This window comes from Vibrio sp. QJM3NY_35 (genome assembly GCF_057785915.1).
Genome location: NZ_CM173508.1, coordinates 1,394,857 through 1,407,057, shown reverse-complemented (window position 1 = coordinate 1,407,057; position 12,201 = coordinate 1,394,857). Strand labels below are relative to the sequence as shown.

Sequence of the window (12,201 nt, the reverse complement as noted above, 5' to 3'; positions counted from 1 at the left end):
GAATATCCGTTATTCCTGTACAAACGCTATTTAAACTTTCTGGCGACGTATGGACGTGGCTTGTCTCGATGAATTTCACGTTGAGCAGCAATTGCTCTGTTCTTACCTAACCCTACCTTTATCTGATACCAGGTCTCGTAGAACACGGCCATGCCTGGGCTTGACCACCAAGTCTTGTTGTAGAGTTTCTTATTAGCAGCGACGACATCTGGCGACCGATTCGCACACTCAAGTGCCAACGCATAAGCTTCAGCGTAAGGGTCTTCGGCAATCTTGGTTACCAGCCCATAGTCTTTCGCTGTTTCACAGTCGATCTCTTTAGCGGTCATCGCCATTTCTAAGGTGTGATCTTTACGCATTAACTCTCGAAATGCGATGGCGCCTCCCATATCTGGAATCAAACCCCATTTCGCTTCCAATATCGAGAAGGTCGCGTCTGGACTGGCCATCCTAAAATCACCACCACTGGCTAATTGAAGGCCGCCTCCCCAACAACGACCATGAATCGCAAAAATGACAGGACATGGGATCTCTCGCCAACCAAGCGAAAAGTGCTGCGCAGCATTAGGTAATGTCGGTAACCATTTGAACAAAAGCTTCATCGCCCCTACTTTACTGTTCAATAACGATTTAACATCTAAACCAGAACAAAAATCGGAACCACTGCCTTTAACAATAACAGCTCGAATATCTCTGCTCTTCTTGAGCTCACTTATCATGTCATTAACGGCTTCAAACATCGCCATATCAATAGCATTGAGCTTATCGGGTCGATTCAACACAACCGTCGCAATTTGGTTTCCATCGATAGAACAAGTAATACGATCGAGGTTTGGCATGGTGGCTACCTTATAAGTGGTCAGACCTTTAGATTATACATTTTATTAACATATGCCAAACTTGCACATTAAGAAGCGAGACCTGTGTTGCTTAACACCGCCCCTTTAAACAAACGACATAAATAAAAAAGCAGTGATGGATCGCTCCATTCACTGCTTTTCATTCATAGCTTTTTTGCCAATAGCTTTGATCGCCAGTAGTTTTGAATACCAATAGCTTTGAATACCAGTAGCTTTGATAATCAAGGACTCTCAGTTTTGGGAGAACCTATGTTCTTCGAGATTTCAATAACAAGAAGATGAAGTAGCTACCACCAATAATGGAAACTAACGTCCCTGCAGCGAGTTGAGCTGGGAATACCACCACTTGCCCTAACCAGTCTGCAAATAGCATGAGTGCAGCACCAATTAAAAACGACAAGATGATCTGCTCTCGAACCAAACGAGCCCCCATCATTGCAGCGATATGCGGAGCTAACAAGCCGATAAACGCGACTGGTCCCATGGTGGTTGTCACGACCGAACATAAGATCGCAACAATACACAACAATGCCACGTAAGCGATATTGATATTCAATCCTCTGGCACTCGCGAACTGACGTCCAGTCGCTATTAAGGTCACCCAACGACTCAACAGCAGAGCCACACCAATACAAGCCGTTATCACTATGACCATAATCATTGCTGACTCAGGTTCAACACGATAGGTAGACCCTGCTAACCAAGCCAATAAAGTGTATTTCCCCTCACCCACTCGCGTTAGAGAGAATTGCACCAAAGCTTCCAATACCGCGGTCAGCGAGATACCTGTCAGAATTAGAATAGACGGAGCAAACTGATGCTTCTTGCCAAGAAACAGCAATAAACAAAGTGCAATCGCACTACCTAAAAATGCAACCCACGGGCTTAGTGAGTGAATCGAATAGCCCATGAATAAGCTACTGAAAATCAATGCCAGAACTGCACCCGCCGACACACCAAGAATATCTGGGCTTGCGAGCGGGTTGTAGACCAATCTTTGTAAAATCACACCCGCCACCGCTAAGCCGCCACCAGCGAATATCGCGGTTAACATTCTCGGCCAACGAATAGACCATTCAAATGCGTCTGGAATAACAAAGTAGCCCATATCAGAAGAAGGCTGAGACAATGTACTCAACGCCAACAGCCCCAAGATCATCGTCCCCAACAAGAAGTAAGCCAAAGGTGAAATAGACTTTGGACCTTTAGGCATCGAGAAAAACAGCTGATCTTGAGCCGATAATTGCTTTCTCGCAATAATAATCAATGCAGGAGCACCAATCACTGCAGTTGCCGTTCCTGTTGGAATCATGTCCAAAGACCATTGCGCCAAGAAGATCGCCAAGCTATCAGTGACACACAGCAGTAACGCACCTAATACACAGCTTGCGATGAGTTCAGATTTCGCCTTTAGAAAACCTAGATGTCTAGCAATGTTCGGAGCAATCAAGCCGATAAAGCTGATCACGCCCACTGAGGTAATCGATACTGAAACCAACCAAACGCCAACCACCATCAATACAAAGAATGTGTTGCCAATATTGAGCCCGCGCGCTGCTGCCCCTTCTGTGCCGATGGAAAGCAAAGTCAGAACTCGCGGAGCTAAGAAGAATATGGCAAAAATCGGCAACAGCTTAGGCATCAACCAAAGCACTTGTTCCCAACCATTCTGTCCTAGGTCGCCCGCTCCCCACACAAACAGATTTTGTGCGTACTGATCGTTGAGCAGAATAATCGCTGTCGCAAATGCCCCTAGCAACAAGTTGACCGCCATACCCGCCAATACAATTGGCAAACCGCTCATGTTTTTGATTCCGACAATCGAAACAATCAGCCCCATCGCAAGCAGCGCACCAATTAGAGCAAACCAAACTGAATACTGAGCGACCAACATCGGCGCAACCACATTTATAATAACCAGACCAAGCCAAGCGCCTGATGATGTGCCTAAAGTTAACGGAGACATCATGCGATTCTGTGTCAGTTGTTGAAACAAGCTGCCGATGGTACCAAGTGTTCCGCCGACCAAGATCGCCATCACCAAGCGAGGTAAATTGACATAGGCTAACGCCATCAACTCGAATGAATCATCGACCATTGAGTTGAACGTAGTGATATCACTGATCTGTGAGACTTGCTGGAGCAACTCACTAATAGGGCCAAATTCCGACTGCCCTAACCACAAATGAACAAGAGCAGCGCAAAACAGCGCAGCCCCCATCATAAAACCACTGGATTTCATTACTGCTCCGCTACCGTCAATAGCGATTTCGCCATGGCTTCTGCGTTATACAAAATCGACATTGCACCGCCGTAACTCCAACTTGCCGCGACTGGGCTAAATTGACCCTTGCGAACGAAAGGCATGCTCTTCCAAACCGGAGAACGGTCTAGCTTGTCTTGATATGGGAAAGGTTCAAAGTAAAGCGCAATACCGTTCTTCACGTTCTTAAGCTCGGTCATGCGTTTTTGACTGATGCCCCACTGACTTGCAGGAAGATCCATCGCATTGTCAAAGCCTAGCTGTTCAAGTGCGTATTGTGGAATAGAGTTATCGCCGTAAATGAACACCGATGTGGTGCTCGCAAAACGGAAAGAAGTGACTTTCGGTTTATCGCCCGGATACGCTTTGTCTAACTCAGCTTTTAAAACCGCGATACGCTCATCCATTACGGCCAGCTTTTGGTTCGCTTGTTCTTCTTTACCGAGCAACTGTCCGATCTTCTTGAAGTTCTCGATAGCAGCCGCTGCATTGCTGTGCTGGTCACTGTATGTTTGGTAGTAAAGCACGGGCGCAATTTCAGAAAGTCGTTCCTGAAGATCTTTCTGAGGAGAAGCGATAAGAATCACATCAGGGTTTAGCTTCTTCAAAGCAGAGAAATTAGGCTCAGTTCGAGTGCCAATGTCCGCCACGCCTTCTGGAATCGCAGGTTGAACAACCCAATCGCTATAACCTGCAATATCAGGCACTGCGACTGGCGTAACGCCGAGTTCGATAACTTGCTCTGCAATGTCCCAGTTCAGCGCAGCCACTCTAACAGGCTGAGCTTCAAGGGTTTTAACACCCTCACTGTCTTCAACTTGAAAATCCGCCATCGCATTAAACGATAAAGCGCTCGCTAATACGGATACCACCAGCTTTGCATTCAAGCACTTTACTTTAGAAAAATGGGAAGCTATTCGTTGTAAATTCATACTGTTGCCTACTCAATCTAAATTCTATATTTCTTCAAACAACAAAAGCAGCCCAGTGAAGGCTGCTTTAAAATTGATCACCCTAACCTAGTTAGAATTCATAGTTTACGCTTAGCTCTACAGATTGCTCAGCACCAAACCAGCAGTTCGATTGGTCGTAACAGGTGTAGTACTCTTCATTGAATAGGTTATTCACTAACAAGTTAGCGGTTGCGCCAGATAATGTGTCGCTCGCCTCTCCTAAGTCATAACCCACGGATAAATCGACAACCGTATATGATGGTACTTTTCCTTGAGTATTGGTTGCATCCATCTCCATTTCACCCATATAACGTGCACCTGCACTGAAGCGAGTTCCTGATAAAGCACCACCATAGACATAGTAATTGCTCCATAGATTAGCAGCATGTGTCGGTACATAGATTGGTGTAGTGCCTTCTAGATCTGGGTTCGCATCTTCAGTCACTTCCATGTCGACATACGTATAGCTCGCATTAACATCCCAATCTTCCGTTACAAACCATCTGCCTTCGACTTCGACACCTTGAGAACGCACTTCGCCTAACTGAATCTTAGAGCGATACGTTGGATCCGATGGATCTGCAGCAATTGAATCTTTCTTAGTAATGTAAAAGTATGATGCTGTAAGTTGCTGTGCCATATCAGCAGACAGGTATTTCACACCTAGTTCGACTTGCTCACCCAGCTGAGGTTTCAACGAATTACCGTTAATATCAGTACCAGCAGCTGGTTCAAAACTCGTCGCGTAACTTACAAATGGAGAGATGCCATTATCTAACTCATACAAAGCACCTACGCGGTAAGAGAACTGATTGTGATCCGCTTTTTCTGTGCCATCGCTTGTTGGGTAAATACTCGTTTTATCGTCACTCGCTTTGAACATGTCGTAACGTCCACCAGCAAGTAAAACCAGCGCGTCATAGCGAACTTGGTCTTGGAAATATAATCCTAACTGCTCGGTAGTAATGTCGTGGGATTCACGGTAATTCTCTTGAAGCTGACTTTTATCCAAAAGGTCGTTATTTGGATTGTATGCGTTGAAATCACCGAAACTACTGTTTGCATCAAACTCTTTGTACAAAGAGTCACCTGTTAGCTTTAGATAGTCGACACCGAATAGTAAATTGTGCTCTAAGCCACTAATTTCGACGCGGCCTGAAACTTGGTTATCGATAACAAAGCTTTGAGAGTCTTCATCCGTGCTATACACATTTCGAATTAAGCTACCAGTTGCGGCGTTAAAATTCGTACCGCGATGGTAGGTGTTTTCTTGATATAGCGACGCATCGGAATAACGAGCGTTCTGAAGGAAAGTCCAGTTGTCATTGATTTGGTGGTTAATTTTGTAACCTAACATCAAGACTTCACGTTCAAAGGTACTCCAGTTCTTGTCGCCCATCGACACAGATGGATCACTTGCCTTCAATACTTCGAGCGGCATTGCAGAGTTAGTACCCATTGACGGATCATTCTGATAGTAAAGATTGAAGTTAATAAGTGTTCTATCAGATACCTGCCAATCTAGCGATGGAGCAATCACATAACGCTCTTCTTCAGCGTTATCAACTTGGCTGTCTTGTTTACGAGCGAGTGCAACTAAACGATATGAAAAGTCACTGTCACCTAACTGACCTGAAGTATCAATTGACGCTTCCATCAAGTTTCTTGAGCCTGTAGATACACCCACTTTTGTCGACCCGTCTTCTTGCAGTGCCTTCGCGATCATGTTGACCATACCACCCGGCGGCATCGATCCATACAACACAGACGTAGGGCCTTTAAACACTTCAACTTGCTGAATCGCAATAGGGTCGATCTGAGGTTGCAGGTTCCATCCAGTAAGGAACGGCAGAATCAAGCCATCGTAGTAACTCTGATTGTTACTAAACCCACGAATCGAGAACGTATCGTACATCGTTACTGATGCGCCCTTTTGCTCCGTCACAACACCCGGCGCATATCTAAGTGCCTGATTGAGGGACTTCACACCTCGTTGCTCTAACTGTTCTTCATCAATGACTGTAATACCTTGAGGTGTTTCTTCTGGCTCAAGTGCCGATTTAGTTGCTGTATTACGATAGGCTTTACCCATAATAGTGACAGTTTCTACATTCGAATCTACCGCAGTAACGGTTTCTTCCGCTAATGCTTGCGCTGAGAACGCAGTCAGCAACGCTACTGCCAATGATGAATACTTAAAACGAGTGTGAGTGGTCATAATTCCCTCGGTACCAATGCTTAATATAAATAATAATAAATCTCATTTGCACTGTATGTATCTAGAGGTGGGATAATTAACAATTTGGTGCAAATTCAAAAAGAACTTGACCTATTTTTAGTAGAAAACGGTCAATTGGTGATTAAAAAGACAATTGACCCTATTGATAGGAAGGCTTTGCTAGAAGAGAGTGAGCGGGAATATGACTACGATTTAATAATAGGGATCCAGTACTCCATTTCTGCATTAGCAGCATGAGCTTGATAGCCAAATGGATACACTTCAAGCTCATATCCATCAACGCCACGATAACCTGAACTTGGCATCCAATTCAGCACAAACCAACTCAAGGTGTGTCGTAAATTCTCAATTGGACCACAGTGCTTCACTACAGCATAAGTTTGCTTAGGAACCGTCAGTACCTCTAACCTTTCAGAGATAATACTCGGTAATTGCGGGATTGAAATTCCTTCCTGAAGCTCAACTCCTGCCCAATAGTGAATATTCGTGCCGTCAAAGCAAGACTGAGTCAGGTCAACCACGCCAATGAACTGGAGCACGTTGTCGTCAGGGAGCTCAACCTCACCTTCTAAAAGTGACCATAGCTGAGGGACTTTCTGAGCGAAGTCTTGCGTGAGTGAAAACAAACCACTGATTTCTGATGTCATGCCTTTAACAAGAAACGACTCTTTTTCGTCGATGCGAACTTCAACAAAACTCAGAGCGCCTTTTTCTTCTGCACTGACGGTTTCAGATACTTGTATCGGCTTCCTTAGCCCTACTCTTTTACCCGCTTTTCTATATTGGCTTGGGCTTGCCCCAAACATCTGCTTAAAGGAACGACTAAAACTAATTTCTGAGTTGAATCCAAGCCCGAGTGCAACATCAATGACCCGGTCTCTTCCATCAAGTAGCTCTTCGGCAGCTTGACTCAGTTTTAGCTCTCTCACATAGTTCGCCACAGTAAGCCCAGTTTCGGCTTGAAACACTCTTTGCAGTTGCCAGCGAGACCAACAGCTTTGCTTTGCAATATCTTCTAGAGATAGCGCAGAACTAAGGTTCGAATGGATATAGGTCAAAACGCGACTGATACGACCAAATGCAGGTGTGTTCATATTTAAGCTTTCATATTCTCTATAGTTGGCAGCGACATATTCGATTCAGCAATACTTTTATCATTTAAAAAGGCTTTGATCACTTAAAAAAGGCTAAGCCGCGTACAATTCATAAATTAACCAAAACAGCAAAAGCCCAACGTAGATGCTCCATTTTGTATGGTTATCCTTAATTAGGTTCGCTATGATAACGCAACTGATTCTCATTTAATGGTTTAAGATGCTTTCCCAGCTCCACAATATTGTCACTCGTAGGAGAGCGCCGTCTCTACATCAAAAAATTTTCGCTTACTCAAAGCAAGTTACCCCTTATTTAAGCGGAAGCTTTGGTGCTCTGCATAGTAAGAGCATTGCAATAACGAATGACGATAGCCATAAAGAGATCAAACGCGTTTACGATGGCCTCGCACAAAACCACCCTGAAGCGGGCAAAGCCTATTGGTTAACCCGAACGTGGGATCTAGTATGCTGGCAACTCATCTATGTGACCTTCATTTCCATTTATGGCCTTCACTCATTGCCGGATATTAAGAACATCGGCCAGTTTAGATATAAAGAGTTTGTCACTGGCTACCGTTTCTTTAATGGTGATCATCAACACGGTTCACCAGAAGAACTGATTCCACAGGCGGGTGAAGCTATTCTTGCGCTGACCGAGTTTTATCGCAGCCAGATTAGTGAGTGGACACGCATTCGTCCAGGGTTTACCAACCACTTACTGGCTGATCTACTGTTAAGTAGTTTGATCAAGCTTCAGCAGCACGAACCAAGCCTAACTAACGACTATATCACTGAACAAGCGAAGCTTTGGTTAGCGGCATGCCAATTGTCGGAAAGTCATTTGGACAGCCTGAAGGTTGATGCAAACTCAGGTATGCTAAAGCTAATCAGAGTCAGTTGCTGCCTCGTTTATAAGTGCGATTCAAGAAAGTATTGCGACGATTGTCCAAGACACCCCGATAACAAAAAAGCAGCGCAATAACACCCTCTATTTTTAAAGGCCAATAAAGCTTATTTGATTTCATTGATTCGCTTTATTGGTCTAGACACAGGACTGACATGTTTCAGCTTTCAAACATCAAAATTGTTCGTGATGAACGAACCATTCTCTCAATTGAAGACCTTGCGATTCCGACCAATGAACTGACTGTCGTTCTTGGCCATAATGGTTCAGGTAAATCTACACTCGTTAATTTGCTATCAGGGCAGATGTCACCGGATCATGGTAGCGTTGAACTGGACGGCACTTCTCTTTCTTCACTAAAAAGCAAAGACTTAGCCAAGAAGATTGCGTATTTACCGCAAAAACTTCCAGCTTCTGCTGGCTTAACTGTCGAAGAGCTGGTTCGTTTAGGGCGTTTTCCTTGGCGAGGCGCACTTGGCCGTTGGAATTCAGAAGATAAGTCGATCATCCAGCAAGCAATGGAAAGAACCGGTGTTACTGAATTCTCACAAGCATTAGCGGATGACTTATCTGGTGGTGAACGTCAACGAGCGTGGGTCTCCATGTTGCTGGCTCAACAGTCACCGGTATTGATCCTTGATGAACCGACTTCTGCATTGGATGTTCATCACCAATTCCAACTGATGAGTTTATTGTCTGAACTGAACAAAAATGAAGACGTTGGCGTTATCGTTATTTTGCACGATTTGAACCTAGCGCTTCGTTACGCGACGCATATTGTCGCCCTGAAAAAAGGTCAGATTGCGTTTGAAGGCAGCGCGGATAAGTTGCTTGATGAACAGGCTTTGTCTGCACTGTATGAATCCCCTATCCGACTGATCGATCATCCAGTTCCCGCTAAGACAGCAGCAAGCGAAAAGGTAGCCGTTGTTTGTGAATAGTTCGGATATTTAAGTCCAAACTCTAAGCTCTAAGCTCTAAGCTCTAAGCTCTAAGCATAAAAAGGCCATTGAAATTGTAGAACTTCAATGGCCTTTTCGTTTCTACTAGCCAGGCAGCTAGCTAATTAACTAAACAACTAACTAAGCTGAGACTCTCTCGCTTCTTGGCTACTAAAACCACGCAAAATGTTAAACAGGGTAATCAATGTGAACAGCATGATGACGAGCGATAAATGCCACGCTTCCCCTAACCCTAACTGAACCAGCCCCATACTCACCATTGAAGAGACCACCATCTGCCCGCCGCCAGACATCGCAGCAGCCGCGCCAGCGTTCTTCTTATAAGGCAACATCACTAACGCCTGAGCACAAGGTAAAGCAATACCATTACCAAGAATCATCAAGAACTGACCAAGCATGAGATACAGAGGTTCAAGTGGACAGAAGAAAAGCCACAACGCAGCAGATATGTGTAACACAGGCGTGCATAACAGTGTTTTCTTGTTACCCAACATAGGGCGAATACGGTTACATAAGCTTGTTCCGCCAAGCATGCCTAATGCAGGAATCACCGCCCACATCGCGTATTCATCTGACGTCATGCCAATCTGGTTCTGCATGATAAACGGCATCACCGAAACAGTGGTGATCATCAAGCTAAAGTTAAGCCAACCGATACTCGCAAAGCTCATAAAATAACGAGAAGTGAGTAACTCCTTATATTGAGAAACCATTTTCTTCGGTGAAGGGATCGCCGAAACCTGAGTGACGGTTTCCTTAAATTTGAACGCTAACACCACCCAAGCTAATGAGACATAGCCAAGTAGCGAGATAAACACCATGCTCCAACCGAAGTGGAAGTTAATGAATCCACCGATAACCGGAGCAATCAAAGGTGTAATAGACGCAACCATAGCAATGTAAGACATCGCTAATGGCAAATCTGCCCCACTGAATCTGTCTCGCGTAGACGCACGAGCAAGTACCGCGCAACAACCGGTTCCTAAGCCTTGCAGGAATCGCCCCATCACCATGCTAGTAAACGAGTGACTGAAGAAGATGATCATCAAGAGGCCAAGCATCGCAATCAACAAACCGCTTAACAGTACCTTCTTACGCCCAAGAGCATCGGAAATAGGGCCATAAATAAACTGGGAAGGACCAAAGCCTAATAAATACACACTCACCAAAAGCTGAGCTTGCTCTAGCGAGACATCAAAATCTTTTGCGATCCAAGGTAAAGAAGGAAACACCAAGCCCATACTGAGCTGACCGATACTGATGACCAAACACGCTAGTAAGATCGATTTAAAATCAAATCCACGACTCATCGTTTAATACGTCCATTTGAAGAAAAATCGTGCGTATCTAACTCACAACATAAAAACTGAGAAAATAGCGAAAATGCTGCTGACGAGTTGTTCATAATGCTCCGACGGGGTCAAATAGAGTAAGGCACAGTAAACATACGTGAGCTTGTATAATCATACAATAGTCGTTCAACTAAATATGTGAATAGTCACTTTTCAGCAACCTCGGCTTTTCGCCTATCGGCCACAAGCGCTAGACTAACACTAGATGCTCATAATCAAGGGACTTCAATGAACACTCATCACCGTATTTTTTCATGTGCTTTGGCGCTGCTTGCCTCTGTTCCTATAACGTCAGCCTTTGCGTGGCAGGCAGAGGAGATCACCGACGGACTCGTGATCCCTTGGGGGCTGGCTTATGTCAACGATAAGTCCATGCTAGTCACAGAAAAATCAGGCGTCATTAAACATGTCGATTTAAAAACAGGCGATCAACACACACTCTTCAGGCTGCCCAATGTATGGGCGAAAGGCCAAGGTGGATTATTGGATATCGCACTATCTCCTTTTGAAAACGGAAAGTTCTACGTCACTTATAGTAAAGACGTCGATGGTGAAGGTGTAACAACACTGGCTTCTGCTAATTACAACAATAATGAAGTCACCAATTGGACAGACGTGTTTGTATCTAAATCCAGAACGGACACCGGACGTCACTTTGGTAGCCGTATCACCTTTGATGATAGCCACCTGTATTTTTCGATCGGCGATCGAGGTGATCGAGACAACGGCCAAGACACCATGACTCATGCTGGCTCAATATTACGACTGAATGCCGATGGAAGCACACCAAGCGATAATCCATTCACGGATAACAACAAGGTGCTCAATGAAATTTGGAGCTTTGGTCATCGCAATCCACAAGGGCTCTTTTACGACTTCCACAGTAAAAAGCTTTGGTCTATTGAACACGGGCCGCGCGGAGGTGATGAAATCAACCTAATAAAAGCAGGTGCCAACTATGGGTGGCCAGTCACCTCACACGGAAAAGAGTATTGGGGCCCTATCAGCGTTGGCGAATCTGAAACCAAAGATGGTATTGAAGCGCCTAAAAAAGTCTATGTTCCTTCAATCGCTCCGGGCAGTTTGATTGTTTACCAAGGAGACAAATACCCAGAGCTGAAAGGCAAACTGCTGGCTGGCGCACTAAAACTTACTCACATCAATATTGTGACAGTCAATGAACAAGGTGAGGCAATAGAGGAAGAACGCATTTTAGAGGACTTAGGCGAAAGGGTAAGAGACATCGAAACTTCACCAAACGGAGACATCTTCTTCAGCACTGATAATGGCAATCTATATCGCCTGAAGAAGTAACACGATACGCAATCACACCGTCATTATAAGGTATGGTTGCGTCCGTTTATTTACCATTTAGTAAGACTCCAATCTAGCGAAACGTGTGCCGAACTCGCAGTTTGAAAACCTGACGTTGGTGGTAGTTATTTTAACGCCCTCAACTTAGTAGCTACACGTATAAAACTAGTGTAGTTACTCCAAATTTGTCATCAATTTCACCCACGTTTTTCACAAAAACGACAACAAATCACCATACTACTGTAACTCCATGATATTTA

The 12,201-nt window shown here is 44.6% G+C and carries 9 protein-coding genes; 3 read left to right on the top strand and 6 right to left on the bottom strand.

Translation table 11 applies throughout. The annotated features are described in order from the left end of the window. Window positions 1-26: 26 nt before the first annotated feature. The 5 genes from AC3CH3_RS21600 to AC3CH3_RS21580 all read right to left on the bottom strand — a co-directional run bounded on the left by AC3CH3_RS21600 (window position 27) and on the right by AC3CH3_RS21580 (window position 7,409). On the bottom strand, window positions 27-839 hold the full coding sequence (locus AC3CH3_RS21600) for a crotonase/enoyl-CoA hydratase family protein (RefSeq protein WP_488538394.1): 813 nt from the start codon (window positions 837-839) through the stop codon (window positions 27-29). A gap of 268 nt (window positions 840-1,107) precedes the next feature. Continuing rightward, window positions 1,108-3,102, bottom strand: coding sequence for a Fe(3+)-hydroxamate ABC transporter permease FhuB (gene fhuB, locus AC3CH3_RS21595; protein ID WP_488538393.1), 1,995 nt, complete (start codon window positions 3,100-3,102; stop codon window positions 1,108-1,110). After that, a complete protein-coding gene (locus AC3CH3_RS21590) occupies window positions 3,102-4,055 on the bottom strand; it encodes an iron-siderophore ABC transporter substrate-binding protein (protein ID WP_488538392.1) in 954 nt (317 codons plus the stop codon). The genes fhuB and AC3CH3_RS21590 overlap by 1 nt, the downstream gene beginning before the upstream one ends. A 91-nt stretch (window positions 4,056-4,146) precedes the next feature. Beyond that, the gene (locus tag AC3CH3_RS21585; protein WP_488538391.1) at window positions 4,147-6,294 is read right to left on the bottom strand and encodes a TonB-dependent siderophore receptor; all 2,148 of its coding nucleotides are present in this window, start codon (window positions 6,292-6,294) and stop codon (window positions 4,147-4,149) included. Window positions 6,295-6,500: 206 nt separating this feature from the next. Further along, complete coding sequence (locus AC3CH3_RS21580; protein WP_488538390.1) at window positions 6,501-7,409, bottom strand: AraC family transcriptional regulator; 909 nt, start codon at window positions 7,407-7,409, stop codon at window positions 6,501-6,503. A 220-nt stretch (window positions 7,410-7,629) separates the two neighbouring features. Here AC3CH3_RS21580 and AC3CH3_RS21575 point away from each other — a divergent pair, with 220 nt between their 5' ends. Both AC3CH3_RS21575 and AC3CH3_RS21570 read left to right on the top strand, forming a co-directional pair. After that, on the top strand, window positions 7,630-8,391 hold the full coding sequence (locus AC3CH3_RS21575; RefSeq protein WP_488538389.1) for a siderophore ferric iron reductase: 762 nt from the start codon (window positions 7,630-7,632) through the stop codon (window positions 8,389-8,391). Window positions 8,392-8,468: 77 nt separating this feature from the next. Beyond that, window positions 8,469-9,254 (top strand): ABC transporter ATP-binding protein, encoded by a 786-nt coding sequence (locus AC3CH3_RS21570; protein ID WP_050633000.1) that lies wholly within the window; start codon window positions 8,469-8,471, stop codon window positions 9,252-9,254. A gap of 137 nt (window positions 9,255-9,391) precedes the next feature. Here the strand turns inward: AC3CH3_RS21570 and AC3CH3_RS21565 are convergent, their stop codons facing one another. Then, window positions 9,392-10,585 (bottom strand): multidrug effflux MFS transporter, encoded by a 1,194-nt coding sequence (locus tag AC3CH3_RS21565; protein WP_050644249.1) that lies wholly within the window; start codon window positions 10,583-10,585, stop codon window positions 9,392-9,394. 270 nt (window positions 10,586-10,855) lie between these two features. On the opposite strand from AC3CH3_RS21565, the gene AC3CH3_RS21560 reads away from it, so the two are divergent. Beyond that, the gene (locus AC3CH3_RS21560) at window positions 10,856-11,941 is read left to right on the top strand and encodes a PQQ-dependent sugar dehydrogenase (RefSeq protein WP_488538388.1); all 1,086 of its coding nucleotides are present in this window, start codon (window positions 10,856-10,858) and stop codon (window positions 11,939-11,941) included. The last annotated feature ends 260 nt before the right edge of the window (window positions 11,942-12,201 follow it).